Source organism: Prosthecobacter fluviatilis (assembly GCF_042655725.1).
GTDB lineage: Bacteria > Verrucomicrobiota > Verrucomicrobiia > Verrucomicrobiales > Verrucomicrobiaceae > Prosthecobacter > Prosthecobacter fluviatilis.
Map to the genome: position 1 here is coordinate 387,048 of NZ_JBHSMQ010000001.1, position 18,560 is coordinate 405,607.

Annotated in this window: 12 protein-coding genes; 6 read left to right on the top strand and 6 right to left on the bottom strand. The window is 59.1% G+C overall.

Annotated features, from left to right (window positions below; all coding sequences use genetic code 11):
• Positions 1-5 precede the first annotated feature (5 nt).
• Genes ACFQDI_RS01475 through ACFQDI_RS01490 form a run of 4 tightly spaced genes read right to left on the bottom strand, consistent with a single transcriptional unit; the run spans position 6 to position 3,523 of the window.
• Positions 6-1,034 (bottom strand): VWA domain-containing protein, encoded by a 1,029-nt coding sequence (locus tag ACFQDI_RS01475; RefSeq protein ID WP_377162656.1) that lies wholly within the window; start codon positions 1,032-1,034, stop codon positions 6-8.
• A complete protein-coding gene (locus ACFQDI_RS01480) occupies positions 1,031-1,570 on the bottom strand; it encodes a DUF4381 family protein (protein WP_377162657.1) in 540 nt (179 codons plus the stop codon). The genes ACFQDI_RS01475 and ACFQDI_RS01480 overlap by 4 nt, the downstream gene beginning before the upstream one ends.
• A gap of 17 nt (positions 1,571-1,587) precedes the next feature.
• On the bottom strand, positions 1,588-2,508 hold the full coding sequence (locus tag ACFQDI_RS01485) for a DUF58 domain-containing protein (RefSeq protein ID WP_377162659.1): 921 nt from the start codon (positions 2,506-2,508) through the stop codon (positions 1,588-1,590).
• A gap of 13 nt (positions 2,509-2,521) precedes the next feature.
• Positions 2,522-3,523, bottom strand: a complete 1,002-nt coding sequence (locus ACFQDI_RS01490; protein WP_377162661.1) for an AAA family ATPase — start codon at positions 3,521-3,523, stop codon at positions 2,522-2,524.
• A gap of 125 nt (positions 3,524-3,648) precedes the next feature.
• Between ACFQDI_RS01490 and araD the strand changes: the two genes are divergently transcribed.
• Both araD and ACFQDI_RS01500 read left to right on the top strand, forming a co-directional pair.
• Positions 3,649-4,347, top strand: coding sequence for an L-ribulose-5-phosphate 4-epimerase AraD (araD, locus tag ACFQDI_RS01495; RefSeq protein ID WP_377162663.1), 699 nt, complete (start codon positions 3,649-3,651; stop codon positions 4,345-4,347).
• Positions 4,348-4,368: 21 nt separating this feature from the next.
• Positions 4,369-4,614: a hypothetical protein gene (locus ACFQDI_RS01500; protein ID WP_377162665.1), complete on the top strand. Its 246-nt coding sequence runs from the start codon at positions 4,369-4,371 to the stop codon at positions 4,612-4,614.
• Between the two features lie 509 nt (positions 4,615-5,123).
• On the opposite strand, the gene ACFQDI_RS01505 is transcribed toward ACFQDI_RS01500, so the two are convergent.
• Positions 5,124-5,270 carry a hypothetical protein gene (locus ACFQDI_RS01505; RefSeq protein ID WP_377162667.1) on the bottom strand — a complete coding sequence of 49 codons (147 nt, stop codon included), beginning with the start codon at positions 5,268-5,270 and terminating at the stop codon, positions 5,124-5,126.
• Between the two features lie 359 nt (positions 5,271-5,629).
• Here ACFQDI_RS01505 and ACFQDI_RS01510 point away from each other — a divergent pair, with 359 nt between their 5' ends.
• The 4 genes from ACFQDI_RS01510 (at position 5,630) to ACFQDI_RS01525 (ending at position 17,638) form a co-directional block, all read left to right on the top strand.
• On the top strand, positions 5,630-7,036 hold the full coding sequence (locus ACFQDI_RS01510) for a sensor histidine kinase (RefSeq protein ID WP_377162669.1): 1,407 nt from the start codon (positions 5,630-5,632) through the stop codon (positions 7,034-7,036).
• Between the two features lie 7 nt (positions 7,037-7,043).
• Positions 7,044-9,131 carry a response regulator gene (locus ACFQDI_RS01515; RefSeq protein ID WP_377162671.1) on the top strand — a complete coding sequence of 696 codons (2,088 nt, stop codon included), beginning with the start codon at positions 7,044-7,046 and terminating at the stop codon, positions 9,129-9,131.
• 65 nt (positions 9,132-9,196) lie between these two features.
• Positions 9,197-12,391, top strand: a complete 3,195-nt coding sequence (locus ACFQDI_RS01520) for a PAS domain S-box protein (protein WP_377162673.1) — start codon at positions 9,197-9,199, stop codon at positions 12,389-12,391.
• A gap of 279 nt (positions 12,392-12,670) precedes the next feature.
• Entirely contained in the window at positions 12,671-17,638 is a 4,968-nt protein-coding gene (locus tag ACFQDI_RS01525) for a PAS domain S-box protein (protein WP_377162675.1), read from the top strand.
• 60 nt (positions 17,639-17,698) lie between these two features.
• Here ACFQDI_RS01525 and ACFQDI_RS01530 read toward each other — a convergent pair whose 3' ends face one another.
• On the bottom strand, positions 17,699-18,499 hold the full coding sequence (locus ACFQDI_RS01530; RefSeq protein WP_377162677.1) for a ThuA domain-containing protein: 801 nt from the start codon (positions 18,497-18,499) through the stop codon (positions 17,699-17,701).
• Positions 18,500-18,560 lie beyond the last annotated feature (61 nt).

The following is an 18,560-nucleotide window of genomic DNA, read 5'->3' on the forward strand; positions in this document are numbered from 1 at the left end:
GACGATCAGGTGGCGACTGGCTCCGGGGCCGAATGCAAAACGGTCAGGGAAAGCAGCAGCGCGAGAAACAGCGAGATGGCGGATACAGCCAGCGGCCAGGGAAAAAGCTCTTCGGTTTCGACGATTTTGTGATGCTCGATCTTGGTCTTTTCGAGCTTGTCGATGGTGTCAAACACGTCGCTCAGCGAGCTGAGGTTCTGCGCCATGTAAAACTGACCGTTGCCAATCGACGCCACTTCCTTGAGCGTCTCCTCATCAAACAGCTGCTGCCCCACTGGCGTGAAGGTGCCGCGCCTTGGGTCTGGGATGCTGTGAATGCCCGGCGTGCCAATCGCGATGGTGTAGATCTTGATGCCGAGCGTGGCGGCCAGCTTCGCCGCCACCTGCGGGCTCAGCCGGCCGGAGTTGTTCGCGCCGTCGGTCAGCAGCACGATCACCTTGCTTGGAGACTTTTCACGCCGCATGCGGTTGGCGGCGGAGGCGATGCCAGACCCGATCGCGGTCCCGTCACTCACACGCTGTGTCTGCACTCGGTCGAGGTTGTTGATCAGCCAGTCACGGTCCAGAGTCAGCGGGCAGGGCAGGTAGGTCTCCCCTGCAAACGCCACAATCCCGATCTTGTCGCTGCGGCGGCCTTTGATGAAGTCCGCCATCACTCGCTTGGCCGCCGTCAGCCGGTTCACAGGCTGCCCCCCGATGTAGAAATCCTCGATCAGCATCGAAAGCGAAACATCCACCGTCAGCATGATCGCGATGCCCTCGGCCTTTTCCTCCTCATAAGACAGGATTTTCTGCGGGCGGGACAGCGCCGTGATGCCGAAGGCCACGCTTACCAGGATGAGCCCAAAGACGAAGCCGCCCAGACTGCTGCGTGCCGGCCGGCCAAGATCACGCAGCAGCGACGCGGTGGGAAATTTGATGGACGCCCTTTGGCCGCGGGAACCACGCAGCAGGGCCAGCAGCGGCACCAGTGGCAGCAGCAGCAGCCACATAGGGTGGAAGATCTGAAAATTGGGAAACCCCGGGATGATCATGGCTTCTCCTCCTGCATGCGTGCCAGCGCCTGGTCAAGAAGCGCGGCCGATTCCTCCTCCGTGCGCGGAGACGGCATGAACGATATCTCGTCACACAGATGAGCCACCGGCTCAAAACGCTCGCGCCACACTCCCTGGGACCGCGGCACCGGCATTCCTGGCAGTCTCTCCATTTTGCCATCGAAAATTTCGCGTGTCGTACGTGCCGGGGCTGGCACGGCGTAGCGCTCGTGCAGGTAGCGCCGCAGGATCTGGGACACCCTGTGGCTCATGTCCTGTGGAGGGACGGATTGAATGCGTGCGCGCAGTTCGTTCAGTGCTTTGAAAGCTGCGGTCCATGGCTGCCGCAGCGGTGCTGGAGGCTCCTCTTTGGGCCGGATCAGTAGCCACACGATGATGAAGATCAGCAGGCACAGCATCACCAGGGCAGCCCACGGAATCCACCACGGCGGCGGCAGCTGCACACTGTCAGGCGGCGGCAGTTCAGGGTGCGGCATCGGGGCAGGGCCCGTCAGCTGCGCCAGAAGCGTTTGCATCACAAAAAGCGCGGCCTTCATCCACGTTTCCTCCTTTTGCGAGAGCGGAAATAGGCCTTCAGCGCGGGCGCGTAATCTTCATCTGTGCGCACCGTTATGCGTTCCACACCGCAGCGCCGCAGCAGCTGCACCAGCGCGTCCTGCCGCTCGGCAAGCCGTTGCGCATACGCGTCTCGGACAGCGGGGTGGGACGTGTTGACAATGATTTGCTCTCCGGTTTCCGGGTCCTCGAGGCACACGCGTCCTGCGTCCGGCAGTGTGATCTCGCGCGGGTCCAGGATCTGTGCCACCACCACATCATGCTTGGCTGCAACAGCCCGCAGGCTTTTCTCCCAGCTTGCGTCAGGGGTGATGAAATCCGAAACCAAAATCACCAGGGCCCGGTGGGCGATGCGCTCTAGCGCGAGGTCCAGGGCGGGCCTGATGTCCGTTCCCTGCTGCTTCGGTTCGTTGCTTAAAATGTCACGCAAGATGCGCAGCGCATGCGGGGCGCCCTTCATTGCGGGCAGATAGTGCTCGATGCCGCTGGAAAACAGCGAGAGCCCCACCTTGTCCTGGTTCTGCACGGCGCTGAAGGCAAACACGGCCGCAATCTCCGCCGCCCGTTCGCGTTTGGAGTCTTCCTGGCTGCCGTAGTCGCCGGAGCCGCTGACATCGACGCAGATCATCACCGTCAGCTCACGCTCCTCGACATACTTGCGCACAAACGGATCATTCATGCGTGCCGTGACGTTCCAGTCGATGAAGCGCACATCGTCTCCCGGCTGATACTCGCGGAAATCGTCAAACTCAATGCCCTGCCCCTTGAAGCGGGAGTGGTACTGGCCGCCCAGCATTTCTTTGACCATGCCACGAGTGAGCAGCTCGATGCGCCGCACGCGCTTGAGTATGCGTGTGAGTCTGGCGTCGTTGTCGTTCTGCACAGTTTCCCGGTTCACGGTTTGGCCAGTGTTAAGGAACAGGCAGCTTGTCGAGCAGGGTCTTGATCACATCATCCGTGCTCACACCTTCCGCCTCGGCCTCGTATGAAAGCAGAATGCGGTGGCGCAGAATGTCTGGGGCCAGGTCTTTGATGTCCTGCGGAATCACGTAGTTCCGTCCGTTCAGGAAGGCCAGCGCCTTGGCTGCCAGCGCCAGGTTGATCGTGCCTCGCGGCGACGCGCCGCATCGGATCAGCAGCTTTAGGTGCGGCGCCAGCGCTTCGGGGTGCCGCGTGGCATGGATCAGGGCGACGATGTAGTCGCGGATCTTTTCATCCATGAACAGCGAGTTCACCACCGCGCGGCTCGCGCTGATCGCGCTCACATCCGTAACCTGGTTCACATCGAGTTTCGGTGCCGAGGTGGCCATCGCATCCAGCACCATGCGCTCTTCCACCGGAGTCGGGTAGGTCACGCGCACCTTGAGCAGAAAGCGGTCAAGCTGGGCTTCCGGCAGCGTGTACGTACCTTCCTGGTCGATGGGGTTCTGCGTCGCCAGCACCATGAACGGGTCCGGCAGTTTGTGGGTGTTTTCTCCGATCGTGACCTGCCGCTCCTGCATGGCTTCAAGCAGGGCGCTTTGCACCTTGGCCGGCGCGCGGTTGATTTCGTCAGCCAGCACCAGGTTGGCAAAGATCGGTCCCAGACGTGGGGTGAATGTACCGTCTTTCGGGTGGTACACCATCGTGCCAATCACATCTGCAGGCAGCAGGTCGGGGGTGAACTGAATCCGCTGAAACTTGGCTTTCAAGGTCCCGGAAAGGGTTCGCACAGCCAGTGTCTTGGCTATGCCCGGCACACCTTCCAGCAGTACATGGCCGTTTGTCAGCAAGGCCACTAGCAGGCGGTCCACCAAAGCGGTCTGGCCGACCAGCACACGGGCGATTTCGGTTCGGAGCGGCGCCACCCAGAGGGAGGCTTTGGAGATGGCTTCCTGATCAGGAACAGCTTGGGGGGCGGCGGAGGCAGGCATGTGTGTGTGCGGTACAGGTCAACGGGGGCGTTCCCCGCGTCAACCTTCAAGGATCAATGTATTAACGCCCCACAAGCCGGTTTATGTTGCTGGAATTGTAAGACGTTTGGGCTTTCATGCCGCCAATGACCCTCAAAGATCTCCGTCAGCAAGTCTGTGAAGCCAACCGCGCCCTCGAGCCCAGCGGCCTCGTGCGTCTCACCTGGGGCAACGTCAGCGGCATTGACCGCTCGTCTGGCCTCTGGGCCATCAAGCCAAGCGGCGTGGACTATTTGGAGCTCAAACCTGCCGACATCGTCGTTCTCGACCTCGAAGGACAGGTCATCGAGGGCAGTTTGCGCCCCTCTTCAGACACCAAAACGCATCTCGTGCTCTACCGGGAGTTCCCCGAGATCGGCGGCATCACCCACACCCACAGCCTGCATGCCACCATGTTTGCCCAGGCTGGTCGCGAGCTTCCCTGCTATGGCACCACGCATGCAGACCATTTTCACGGCACCGTCCCTCTGGTGCGTGCGCTCACCCCGGCCGAAGTCTCTCAGGATTATGAGCACTTCACCGGCGTCGCCATCGTCGAGCGACTGCGCGAGCTGAAACTCAGCCCGCTCGAAATGCCCGCCGTATTGCAGCTCCACCACGCGCCCTTCACGTTCGGAAAAAGCGCCATGGATTCTCTAAAAAACAGCATCGCCCTCGAAATGTGTGCCCACATGGCTTTGGGCTCTGCCAGCCTGCATCCCACCATAGGCTCCATACCTGGGCACATCCTGGAAAAGCATCATTTGCGCAAGCACGGACCGGACGCGTATTACGGACAGAAATAGCCACCTTCCCTTTACCCGCACATGAATACTTTCAGCACCCGCGTCTCCCTCCGTTTTCAGCGCCATTTGCTGCTGCCTGGCCTGCTGGGCGTGTTCCTCATGGCTGGATGTTCCAGCGAAAGAAGAGATCGGCTCTGGCAGACGCTCGACCCGGCTGGCTACAAGCATGCTCATAGCGAAAGCTTCAATGGAGCCAGAGCCGTGCCGACTCCTGATTTCACCAGGACAACCAAGAGCAACGACATCCCATTGGAACTCGACGAATAAAAAAACTGGAAACGCAAAGCCCGAATCGTTAAGCGGTCCAGGCGCTTCAAATAAAGCATGGCTTAGTTGGGGGGCTTCAGCCTACCCCCTTATGTTTAGGGGTGACCAGCCCCAGATTACCAGCCTCCCCCCCATCATGCCCCGCACCTTCGCAGGGGCTCGGTGCGGCGCGGGTGAGTGCTTCCTCATTGAAAATCAGCGTTATTGCAGGCGTCTGGCTCTTGGCGGTTCTCGCCGGCAGCCTGTTGATGGCCCAGTACTCCCAGACCGCCGGTGCGGCAGGCTCCCCGCCATCTCATTGGCCGGAGACCAGTCAGATGCCCCTCTCACCGGGGCAGCCCACCCTGGTGATGTTTCTGCACCCGCGCTGCCCCTGCTCCCGGGCCACACTCGGAGAGCTGGAGCAGCTTGCGGCTCATTGCCCGGGATTGTTCCATGCTCAGGTCTGGTTCATCAGGCCGGAGGGCATGGCTGAAGAATGGGTGAAAACCGACCTCTGGCACGCTGCCTCAGCCATCCCTGGCGTGCAGGTTCATGTTGACCATGACGGCAAGGAAGCCCGCAGTTTTCAGGCCGCCACCTCCGGCCAGACTCTCCTCTATGACGCTGCCGGCGCCCTTGTTTTTCAAGGCGGTATCACCCTCGCTCGCGGCCATGCCGGAGACAATCCGGGGCGGGACGCCATTGAGGTGTTCCTAAAGCAAAAAAACACTCTTTCTGCCAGTGCCCCGGTTTTCGGCTGTGCCCTCGCAAGGGAAAAAGACCAAACGGAATGCACCACATGTCAGCCGTAGACTCAACCCCAAAGCCACAGGACGCCGCATCAGACACGGCTGACGTTGGGCGGCGTCCATCCTCCGGTGTGCAGCGCCAGCAAGCTCCTCCGCTCGTGGAAGCCCCCTCAGCACGCCCTTTGGTGTTGCCTGAATCTGCTTTGCAACGGCGTGCGCTGGAGCTCTTTCGTGCCTCGGAGAATGATCTGCATCGGCATACAGATCAGCTTTTTGCCCGGCTCATGATCGTCCAGTGGGTCGCAGGCGTTGTCGCCGCATTGTGGATTTCCCCCCGGACCTGGATTGGAGAAACAAGCCAGCTCCATGTGCATGTCTGGGCTGCTCTTTTCCTCGGAGGGGCCATCAGCGGCTTCCCCGTTTGGCTGGCCTGGCGCTGTCCGGGTTTGGTCGTCACGCGCCATGTCATAGCCATTGCCCAGATGCTCACTTCAGCGCTGCTCATCCATCTCACAGGCGGGCGCATCGAGACGCACTTCCATATTTTTGGCTCACTGGCTTTCCTGGCGTTCTATCGCGACTGGCGTGTGCTCACTACGGCCACCGTTGTGGTCGCAGCAGACCATCTCATTCGCGGCCTTTTCTGGCCCCAGTCCGTCTTCGGAGTGCTCACAGCCAGTCATTGGCGCTGGATCGAGCACGTCGGCTGGGTGCTCTTCGAAGACGCCATTCTCATCGTCGCCGTTCATCGCATGCTGCAGGAAATGTCAGAAATATCCCTGCGTCGCGCCACCCTCGAAGGGAGCAATGTTGAAATCGAGCGGCAGGTCGTTGAGCGCACAGCTGAGTTGAGCAAGACGCAGGCGGAGCTGCTTGAGACCTCCCGTCTCGCGGGCATGGCGGAAGTGGCCACCAGCGTGCTGCACAATGTCGGCAATGTGCTCAACAGCGTCGGTGTTTCAGCAGAGCTCGCCACGGGCAAGGTTCGCGATTTTCGCATCAGCAGCCTCAAGAATGTGGCGGAGATGCTCCAGCAGCATGAAGCAGACCTGCCTGCATTCCTCACCACCGACCCGCGCGGCAAAATGCTGCCTGATTATCTGCTCAAGCTGGCCACCCACCTGGCGGAGCCGCAGAAGGTCATCTTGCACGAGATGCAAATGCTGCAGAAAAACATCGACCACATCAAGGAGATCGTCTCCATGCAGCAGCGCTACGCACGCGGCACCGGAGTTGTTGAAGTGCTCTCCGTGGCAGATCTCATCGAAGACAGCATACGCATCAACGCGGCAAGCTTCAGCCGTCATGAAGTCAGCGTGGCTCGTGAGATCGCCCCCGTCCCACCCCTGAAGACGGACAGGCACAAGGTCATGCAGATCCTGGTGAACCTCCTCAGCAATGCCAAGCATGCCCTGGACCATAGCGAAGGCGAACGGCTCATGACCGTGCGTGTGGTGCTAAACCAGGAGGGAATGCTGGAAATTTCTGTCATGGACAACGGTGTCGGCATCTCCCCCGAAAATCTGAAGCGCATTTTCTCCCATGGCTTCACCACCAAAAAAATGGGGCATGGCTTCGGTCTGCACAGCGGCGCGCTCGCCGCCAGGGAGCTGGGAGGAACCTTGAAGGCGCATAGTGACGGTGTTGGGCGGGGAGCCACCTTTACCCTGACGCTCCCGCTGGAGAACTGACCCAACCATGACACACACCACCGCAAAAATGACCGCCCCGCATCGGCGCATTCTTGTCATCGACGACAACCGCTCGATTCATGATGACTTTCGCAAAATCCTGGCCCCCGTCGACGCCTCAGACGACGCCCTCGACGCGGCAGAGGCCGCGCTGTTTGGCACAGCACGGCAGCCTCAGACTTTCACCATAGACACCGCCAGCCAGGGGGAGGAAGGCCTGCAGATGGTCAGGCGCGCACAGGAGGAGGGGCGGCCCTATGCCATGGCCTTTGTCGATGTCCGCATGCCTCCCGGCTGGGATGGCATCGAGACCACCCGGCAGATCTGGCAGGTTTGCCCGGACATGCAGATTGTGATCTGTACCGCCTACGCAGACTGCAACTGGACTGACGTTCAGGAGCAGATCAAGCCCCGCGATCGCATGCTCATTTTGAAGAAGCCCTTCGACATCATCGAGGTTCTCCAGCTTGCCATTTCGCTCACTGAAAAATTCCGTCTGCTGCTGGAGTCCAAGTCCCATTTGGAGGATCTCGAACAGCGGGTGAAACAGCGTACCCAGGAGCTTGAGTCATCCCAGCATGCCGCGCATGAAAAGGCGTCTTTGCTGGACCTCTCCAGAGATGCCATCCTCGTCTGCGGCCTTGATCGCCGTGTCACCTACTGGAACAAAAGCGCTGAACGCCTCTATGGCTGGAGTGCGGCTGAGGCGGTCGGGCGTCCGGTGACGGACATCATTGCAGACAGCAGCAGCGGCTCTTTTCAGCAGGCCTATGACGAAGTCGTCCAGGCCGGGGAGTGGGACGGTGAAATACAGCAGGTCAGAAAGGAGGGCCGCAAGCTCGTGGTGGAGGGGCGCTGGACTCTCCTGCGCGATGCCGCAGGCCAGCCCCGCAGCATTTTGATGATCAATACAGACATCACCGAGCGCAAAAAATTCGAGGAGCAGCTTCTGCGCTCCCAGCGCATGGAAAGCCTCGGAACGCTGGCTGGCGGCATAGCTCATGATCTCAACAACGCGCTCACGCCGATCATGATGTCCATAGAGCTGCTCAAGCTTCATGAAAAGGATGCGCTGCGCATGGGCGTGCTCGCAACCATCGAAAACAGTGCCAGACGCGGTGCGGAGATGGTTCGCCAGGTTCTTTCCTTCTCACGCGGCGTTGAAGGTCAGCGCGTGGATGTGCAGGCCGGGCATCTGCTCAAAGGCATTGAAAAAATCGCCACAGAAACTTTTCTCAAGAGCATCCGCGTCACCAGCGACATTCCGGCAGACCTCTGGATCGTCCAGGGGGACCCTGCGCAGATTCATCAAATGCTGCTCAACCTCTGTGTCAACGCACGCGACGCCATGCCCAATGGCGGCACTCTGACACTCAGCGCGGCCAATCATCTGCTCGATGAGCAGTGCGCAGCGATGATCGCCGGCGCAAAGCCCGGTCCATATCTCCTCATTGAGTTGGAGGACACCGGCATAGGCATGTCGCCCGAGGTTGTGGACCGTATTTTCGAGCCGTTTTTCACCACCAAAGAGCTCGGCAAAGGCACCGGCCTGGGGCTGTCCTCCGCGCTGGCCATCATCAAGAGTCATCAGGGCTTCATTCGTGTCTCCAGTGAGTTGGACAAAGGCTCCAAATTTCAGGTTTATCTGCCGGCGCAGGCGGAGGGCTTGAGCCTGACGTCCCCCGGTCAGGCGGAAATGCCACGAGGAAATGGTCAGCTCGTTCTCCTGATTGATGATGAGGAGCCCGTGCGGCACATCACTGGCCAGACATTGGAATCCTTTGGCTACCGTGTCCTTCCTGCGGCAGATGGTGTGGAGGCCTCCACCCTGTACGCCGAGCACAAAGATCAGGTCGCCGTCGTGCTCACAGACATGATGATGCCCGTGATGGATGGTCCGGCGACCATTCAGGTGCTGATGCGCATGAATCCGCAGGTGCGCATCATCGCCGCCAGCGGCCTGGGCGTGAAAGACATGGTGGCCAAGGCCACCAACGCCGGTGTCACGGATTTCATTCCCAAGCCATACACTGCGGAAACATTGCTCAAAATGCTGCACACAGTTCTCCATAAACGGCGCGCTGCCGCTCTTTGAGCACATGACGACTTCTGCCATGCCTGGGACGGCGTTGCCGCCAACTCCGAAACCATTCTTGAAGCATGACTGAAACGTCTGCCTTCATCCCCGGTGCTGCCGCCACGTGTGTCCTGGCACGGCGGCTTCCTCGGGGGGGCGCAGTCCGCATCAGAATTTTTGTTCTTCTGCTGGTTTCACTCATGGGGGCTCCTGTGGGCCTTTTGGCCCAGGAGCCATCTGTCCCGCACACCATCCGGATCGTGACGGATGACAACTTTCCTCCTTATGTCTTCAGGGACAATGAAGGCAGGCTGCAGGGGATCATCATCGATCAATGGCGCGTCTGGGAAAAGCGCACCGGCGTCACCGCCGAGATTCATGGCATGGACTGCAACGACGCCGTCCGCAGAATGAAAGCGGGAGAGTTTGATGTCATCGACGCCATCTTCAAAACGCCGGAGCGAACCACCTATCTCGACTTCGGAAAGCGGTATTCCACCATCGAGGTCTCCATCTTCTTCCGCTCTTCCATAGCCGGCATCAACAGCCTCTCCTCCCTCCGGGGATTTCCGGTTGCTGCCAGGCTTGGAGACACCGTTGTCAAGCTGCTGCAGGAAAATGAGATCACCCCCATGATGTTGTACAACAACTGTGAGGCCATCATCACAGCGGCCAATGAGCGCAAGGTGAACGTCTTCGTCATGGACAAGCCCCCAGCTCAATACTTCCTCCAAAAAATGGGCATCGGGTCGGAGTTCAGAATGTCCGACCCTGTCAGCATCGGGGAGTTTCATCGTGCTGTGCGCAAGGGCAGCACCAGGCTTCTTCAGCTTGTTGAGAGAGGCTTCGATGATGTGGGTGTCAAAGAGATGGCCTGGATTGAAAATAAGTGGTTCGGCCAGACCCTGGACGGGCACCCCTACCTGCGCAGCCTGGGTTATGCCGCTCTGGCGGCGGTTTCTTTGGTTACCCTGCTGCTCGGTCTGAACTGGATGCTGGCAGGCCAGGTCAGGCTCCGCACACGTGCCCTGCAGGAGCGCGAGGAGCAGCTGCGCCTCTGCGTCGAGCACAGCCCCGCCGCCATTGCCATGCTGGATCGCAGCATGAAGTATCTCGTGGTCAGTCTTCGCTGGATGCACGACTACCGTCTGGGCGGGCAGTCTGTCACCGGGCGCAGCCACTATGATGTGTTCCCTGAAGCGCCGGCTCACTGGGTTGAGATCCACCGCCGCTGCATGGCGGGTGCAGTCGAAAAAAATGACGATGAAAAGTTCGTTCGCGCGGACGGTGCCATCGATTGGATTCGCTGGGAGATTCGTCCGTGGCATCAGGCTGACGGCACGATCGGCGGCATCATCATTTTTTCCGAAGACATCACGACTCGCAAGCAGGCTGAGCTCGCCCTCCGCGCAAGTGAGGCCGAGTTCCGCACCCTCATTGAGTCCGCCTCCGATGGAATCCTCGTGTCCAACACAGCCGGGCGTTTGCTGGACGTCAATGCGGCGGTCTGCCAGATGCTCGGTTACTTTCGCGAAGAGCTCGTTCACATGGGGGTTGTGGACATTGTGGCATCCGGTGAAATGGTGCGGATTTTGCCCGAATTGGCACAGCTGACTGAAGGCGAGGTGGTGCGAAGCGAATGGAACTGCCATCGCAAGGACGGCACGTATTTTCCCTCCGAAGTCAGTTCGACGGTTCTTCCTGACGGACGCCTGCAGTTCATCATGCGCGACATCACCCAGCGCAGGCTTGCCGAGGACAAAATTCGCGAGCAGGCCTCCCTGCTGGACAAAGCTCGCGACGCCATCATCGTCTGCGCTCCGCAGGAGCATCGCATTCTCTATTGGAACCGCAGTGCCGAAAGGCTTTATGGATGGCAGGCGGCGGAGGTCATGGAGCATTCGCTCCAGCAGTTGCTCCAGCCGGACTCTGCGCAGTTTCTTGCCGTTATGGAAGCCGTCTCCGCTCAGGGAGAGTGGGCTGGGGAGCTGCAGCAGCATGACAAAAATGGCCGCCCCGTGATCGTCGAGTCGCGCTGGACCTTGATCAAGGATGCTCTGGGCCGTCCCAAGTCCATCCTCTCCATTAACACCGACATCACCGAACGTAAAAAGCTCGAGCAGCAGTTTCTGCGTTCGCAGCGCATGGAAAGCATCGGCACCCTGGCCGGCGGCATCGCGCACGACCTCAACAACGTGCTGGCTCCCATCATGATGTCCATAGAGCTGCTCAAGCTCCAGGAGCAAAGCGCCCAAAAGCAGGACATACTCGCCACGATCGAATGCAGCGCCAGCCGCGGGGCGGATCTCGTGAAGCAGGTGCTCTCGTTTGCCAGAGGCGTGGAAGGACGGCAGCTGGCCATCCAGGTCGGCCATCTCCTCAAAGAAGTCGAAAAAATCACCAACGAGACCTTTCTGAAAAGCATCCAGGTGCGTTGTGAAATCCCTGCGCCCTTGTGCGTGGTGCAGGGAGATCCCACTCAGATTCATCAGGTTCTGCTCAATCTTTGTGTCAACGCCCGCGACGCCATGCCCAACGGCGGCCAGCTGAAGCTCTCCGCCAGAAATCTTGTCATGGACAGTCAATGCGCTTCAATGATTGCCGGCGCCAGCCCCGGGCAGTACGTCCACATTCAGGTGGCTGACAATGGCACCGGCATGCCTCCCGAAGTCGTTGACCGCATTTTCGAACCCTTTTTCACCACAAAGGAACTTGGCAAAGGCACTGGCCTCGGACTCTCGTCTGTCTTGGCCATCGTCAAAAGCCACCATGGCTTTCTGCGGGTGGAGAGTGAGCTTGGCAAAGGCACCACATTTCACATCTATCTCCCTGCCCACATGTCCGAGCATGCGGAAATCGAGGCGGCTCAGCCTGGAGAGCTTCCCCGTGGCAACGGTGAAACGATTTTGGTGGTCGATGACGAGGCCGCTGTTCAGCAGATCACCAAACAGACTCTCGAAACCTTTGGCTACCATGTCTTGCTGGCGGCAGATGGCGCAGAGGCAGTCGCTCTTTATTCCTCGCATCGCTCTGAAATTGCATTGGTTCTCACAGACATGATGATGCCTGTCATGGACGGTCCGGCGACGATTCAGGTGCTGATGCGGATGAATCCAGAGATCTGCATCGTCGCTGCCAGCGGAATGAACGCCGCCGGTATGGAGGAAAAAGTCGTCGGATCAGGCGTCAAAAATTTCATTCCCAAGCCCTACACGGCCGAAACTTTGCTCAAGACGCTCAATGGGGTGCTCAGGCATCGGGCGCTTGGCGCATGTTAGAAATGCCGGAAATATCCACTTCTTTGATGACCAAAGCATTAGATTCCCGATCTTAATGAAGTAATTTAGGCGTCTATGATTTATAAAATTCACACATCGTGACATAGATGCAATATGTTGGAAGCGCCCTCCATCGCAGCTAATCCGCCTGAGGCTTGTGCGACGGCACAAGCAACTCGCCCGACCTCTAAAAATACGTTTTCAGAGGCATGGCATCTGGACTGGTTGAGCAGTCCGCTGGGACGGAAAAAATCTCCGGCCTTTCCCATGCCGTGCCGCATGCGTGGCTTCATCATCAGCCTCTTCTTGGCTGCGATATGTGTGGTCGCCAGCGGGCAGCAGCCTGCCCGACCGGGCAAGATCACCGTAGTTACAGATGACAACTATCCCCCTTATGTTTTCAGGGACAGTTCAGGCGTTCTCCAGGGCATTATCATGGATCAGTGGCGTGCCTGGGAAAAAAAGACAGGCATCACTGCAGAGGTCCGCGGCATGGACTGGGCGGAGGCTGTTGCGAGGATGAAAGCAGGCGAGTTTGATGTCATTGACACTGTTTTCCACACCCAGGAGCGCGCTGCCTATCTGGAGTTTTCGCGACCTTACGCCACACTCCAGGTTCCCATCTTTTTTCGCACCACGATTTCAGGCATCACCGACCTGGCCTCGCTCAAGGGCTTCCCTGTGGCCGCCAAGGCAGGCGATGCGATCGTGCACCATCTTCAGGTCAATGGCATCGGTCCGCTGCTGCTCTACAAAAACTATGAGGCCATCATCACAGCTGCCAATGAGCGTAAGGTAAACGTCTTCGTTGTAGACAAGCCTCCCGCTCTTTATTTTCTGCACAAGCTCGGCTTGGAGTCGGATTTCAGAATGACAGAGCCCGTCAGCGTAGGCGAATTTCACCGGGCTGTGCGCAAAGGCAACTCAGCCCTCCTGAAGTTGATTGAAGACGGATTCGACGGCGTGGGAAAAGACGAGTTCGCCCAGATCGATAAAAAGTGGTTCGGCCAGAGGCTTGGCAGTGTTCGCTACCTGCGCTATCTCGGCTACGGGGCTCTCGGCGGCGCTTTCCTCTTGGCACTGCTCGTCGGCTGGAACTGGATGCTCACCAGGCAGGTTAAAAAGCGCACCAGGGCTTTGCGGGAGCGGGAGGAGCAGCTGCGTCTCTACACCCAGCACAGCCCTGCTGCCATCGCCATGCTGGACCGCGACATGAAATACCTCGTTGTCAGCCGGCGCTGGATGCAGGACTACCGGCTCGGCTCCCGCTCCGTGGTGGGGCTCAGTCACTACGAAGTCTTTCCTGAAGCCCCGCCCCAATGGCGGGGCATCCATCAGCGCTGCCTGAAAGGCGAGGTCGCCAAATGTGATGAGGAGGCCTTTTTACGCTCTGATGGCAGGACTGACTGGATCCGCTGGGAAATCCAGCCTTGGCGGCAGGCCGATGACTCCATCGGTGGCATCATCATGTTCACCGAAGACATCACGGCCCGCAAGCAGGCCTTGGAGATCCTTCGAGAAGGGGAGGCTCGTCTCATCAAAGCTTTTCGCAGCAGTCCCGTTGCCTTGATCATTGGCCGCATGCGGGACCAGCGGCTTGTGGAGGTGAACGACGCATTTTCCAGCCTTTTGGGCTGGACCCGTGAAGAGGCTGTTGACCGCTCCATGGTGGAGCTCTCCGTGATTGACGAAGCCTCGGCCGGCTTGCTCCGCAAGACTCTGGATGAAAAGCGTTCGATCCGCGACATGGAGCTCGCCTTGCGCGCACGTGATGGAGAAATGCTCCATGTCATCGTCAGCATGGAAACCATCGAATTCCAGGGCGAGCCTCATACCGTGGCCACCTTTGTGGATATCACCGGCCGCAAGCGCACGGCCGCAGCTCTTTCCCAGGTCAGCGCTGACCTCGGGCGTGCCCAGGCGATCAGTCACATAGGCAGCTGGGAGTACAGCGTGGCAGATGGTGCCATCAAATGGTCTGACGAACTCTACCGCATCTTTGGCCTCCAGCCTCAGTCCCTCGTGCTCACGTATGAAAAGCTGCTGGCCATGGTTCACCCGGACGACCGTGCCCGGCATGACGCCTATCAGGCCCAGCTTACACAAGCCACGCCAGGATCGGTCATCCCTCCCTTTGAATACCGGGCGCTGCGCGCAGACGGCCAGGTGGCAAATGTCCTCGTCAAAGTGGAGATACACTTTGATGACCAGGGCAGGGCTGCATGCTGCTTCGGCACGGTGCAGGACATCACTGAGCGCAAGCGGGCTGAAGAAGCCCTCCGGGAAAGCGAGGCCACCTTTGCCGCAGCTTTCGAAAATGCCCCCATCGGCAAGGCCCTCGTGGCTCCGGACGGGCGCTTTCTTCGCGTCAACCGCGTGCTGTGTGACATCGTCGGCTACACCGAGCAGGAGCTGCTTTCGGTCGCTTTTCAGGACATCACTCACCCCGATGATCTTGGCAAGGACCTCGACTATGTGCAGAAAATGCTCCGTCATGAGATCAAAACATATCAGATGGAGAAGCGCTACTATCATCGGGGCGGCGGCGTGGTCTGGGTCTTGCTCTCGGTCTCGATGGTGGACGATGAACAGGGAAGCCCTTCCTTCTTTGTCTCCCAGATGCAGGACATCACCGACCGCAAAAAGGCGGATCAGCGCATCCGCCAGCTCAACCGCCTCTATGCCGTTTTGAGCGGCATCAATGAGACCATTGTCCGTGAAAAAAGCTCGGAGACCATGTTGGCGGAGGCCTGCCGCATCGCCGTTGAAAAGGGCCTCTTTGGCATGGCCTGGGTCGGCCTCCTGGATGCCGCGTCTGGCAGGCTCAAAGTCGCCGCACATGTCGGGGCAAATGACGGGCTGCTTGCTGAGATTGCAGCCTGTGTCGCCGACTCTCCGTCAGGTTTGGGCTGCACCATCACCGCGCGCGCGCTCCGGACCGGGCGGCATGCCGTCTGCAATGACATCGAGCACGATCCCGAAGCCGTCGGATGGCGTGAGCGCGCCTTGAGCAGAAACTATTACTCCATGGCCTCCTTGCCTCTGAAGGAAGGGGAAAAAATCATCGGCGTTTTCAATCTCTACTCCGACGTCGTGGCGTTTTTTGACTCGGACGAGCTTGCCCTGCTCGACGAGCTCGCCATCGATATTGGCTTCGCGCTCGACATCAGCAGGCGTGAGGCCGAGCTGCGCGAAGCTGACAGGCGATTCATCAAACAGCGCAAGACCCTGATCGAGCTCACGCGACACTGGGCGGGAGATGGGGAGGATGCCTTGCTTCTGCTGCGAAAAATCGCCGAGGGAGCCGCCCAGACTCTGAACGTTTCACGCGTCAGCATCTGGCGCTACAACAGCGACCGCTCCGCCATCAGGTGTGTGGATTTGTATGAATGGGAGGAGGGGCGGCACTCATCCGGCACGGAGCTTTCAGCAGCCACCCATCCGGCCTATTTCCAGGCGCTGGTCGATCAGGAAATGATCATCGCAGATGATGCCGCTCGCAATCCCAGCACCGCGGAGTTCGAGGCCGGCTACCTTCGCCCTCACGGCATCACATCCATGTTGGACGTCCCCATCATCGTGGGCGGCTGCCGCACAGGGGTTCTGTGTCTTGAGCATGTGCGCACAGCGCGGGAGTGGACGGCGGACGAGAAAACCTTTGCTCTCGCCATGTCCAATCTGGTTTCTCTTGCCCTGGAAAGCGTGGAGCGCAGGCAGGCGGAGACCTCCCTGCGTGAAAGCGAAAAAAGGTTCCGGCAGTTCGCTGAGACTATCGAGGAGGTCTTCTGGATGACTGACCCCTCGGGCGCTGAAATGATCTATGTCAGCCCGGCATATGAAAAAATTTGGCATCGCACCTGTGCCAGCCTCTATGAGGACTCTCTCAGCTGGCTTGCTTCGGTCCATCCGGATGACCGCCAGCGTGTTGAACTGGCCGTCGCAGCCAAGAGGAAGCGTGGCGAATATGACGAGCGGTTCCGCATCCAGCGTGAAGACGGCACTCTCCGGTGGATCCATGACCGGGCTTTCCCCGTGCGTGATTCCCACGGCAACGTCCTGCGTATCGTCGGCACTGCCGAGGACATCACCGAGAGCAAGCAGGTCGAGGCTCAGCTCCTGCGCTCTCAGCGCATGGAAAGCATCGGCACGCTCGCTGGCGGTATCGCGCACGATCTTAACAACGTGCTCACTCCCATCATGATGTCCATTGAGCTGCTCAAGCTGCAGGAAACCAATGAGCAAAAGCTGAACGTCTTCGCCACGATCGAAAACAGTGCCAGACGCGGTGCGGACATGGTGCAGCAGGTTTTGTCCTTTGCACGGGGAGTGGAAGGCCGGCAGATCGCGGTCGATGTCGGCCGGCTTCTCCGGGAAATCGAAAAAATCACCAACGAGACTTTCCTCAAAAACATCCAGGTTCGCACCCATATTCAGACAGCATTGTGGGGTGTGCAGGGAGATCCCACCCAGTTGCATCAGGTTTTGATCAATCTCTGTGTCAATGCGCGGGATGCCATGTTCAACGGTGGCATCCTCAAACTCTCGGCAAGCAATGTCGTCTTGGACGAACACTGCCGCGAGATGAGCGTCGAAGCCCGGCTCGGAAAGTATGTGCTCATTGAGGTGGAGGACAACGGCGCGGGCATGCCTCCGGATGTGCTGGAGCGTATCTTCGAGCCGTTTTTCACCACAAAGGAGCTGGGAAAGGGCACCGGCCTCGGACTGTCCACCACACTTGCCATCGTCAAGGGGCACAACGGTTTCCTCCGGGTGAGCAGCGCCCTCGATGAAGGCACGAAATTCCAGGTTTATCTGCCGGCAGATGAGGCGGCGGACATGCAGCACTGCACGACTCCGGAGACGGTGCTGCCTCGTGGCAACGGAGAGCTGGTCCTAGTCGTCGATGATGAGGAGACGGTCCGCCAGATCATCAGTCAGACGTTGGAAGCCTTTGGATACCGCGTCCTTCTGGCCTCAGACGGTATCGAGGCTTCGACTCTTTTTACCGCCCACCATCAGGAGGTCGCTGTAGTCCTCACAGACATGATGATGCCCGTCATGGATGGCCTGGCAACTGTTCAGGTCTTGATGCGCATCAATCCGCAGGTCCGTGTCATTGCTGCCAGCGGTTTGGGCCTCAAAGACATGGTGGCCAGGGCGATGAGCGCCGGTGTGAAGCACTTCATCCCGAAACCCTACACGGCTGAGGCATTGCTTGCGGCGCTGCATGCCGTGCTCGGGAAATGACGCCACACGCAGTGCTGGCAGCGCCTCACCTGCCAGATTCGCTGGCCTAAACTTGAAGGCCTATTTCTGTTTTGCCTCGTAGCCCGGCAGTGGTTTGCCGTCGTCTCCCAGCTTGCCGCAGGCCCAGAGCAGGCCTCGTGCAACGAGATCGAGGTACACGGGGGACTGCATGGTTTCATTGCCATGGCCCAGTGTGGTCCCGAAGACCTTGGCTTTGCCATACTCATTCACCCAGATCACATTGTGGTCCATCTTCGTGTCTTCACCGTAGGCCTTGGCCAGGGGGACAAAGTGCTCCCAGAGCTTTTCGTTCTTGTACAATTCATCCTTGGCGTCGAGCCACTCCGCCGGAAAGCCTTTCATCACCGGATGCTCTTCAGCGATGTTTTTCACGTTCAAATCACGGTTTTTCTCGTGGCTCATCGAGGTCTGGCCCACACACTTCCGCCATTCGTCCGTCTTTGCTGCACGGTAGCTGTGCGTGGAGCAGTGCAGCATCACAGCCGGCACTCCGTCATGGTGGGCCTTGGCGATGCGCTCCACAAAAGCCACGTCCTCAATCGCCCCGAAGCACTCGTTGTGCAGCACCACGTCATAGCCTGCGGCCCAGTTGTCTTTTTCATAGATCGAGATCCTGTGGCTCTTGTCTTTCTTGCCCTCGGGTCCCTCTTCATGGACAATGGTGAACTCCACATTTGCACGCGCGCTGAGCCCCTCGCTCAGGATCAGCTTCTGGTTCTCGTAGTCATGGCAGCAGCCCCCGGTGATCATCAGCACCTTGAGTGGCTTCGCCTGCTCGTTTGGTGCGGCGAAGGCAAACAGACAGGCGACAGACAGCAGGGTGATGAGAAGAGGGCGCATGACGGCGGGGTAGGGTTGGGAGCCTGACTATGCGCGGAATGCAGGCCCTGTCTTGCATGAA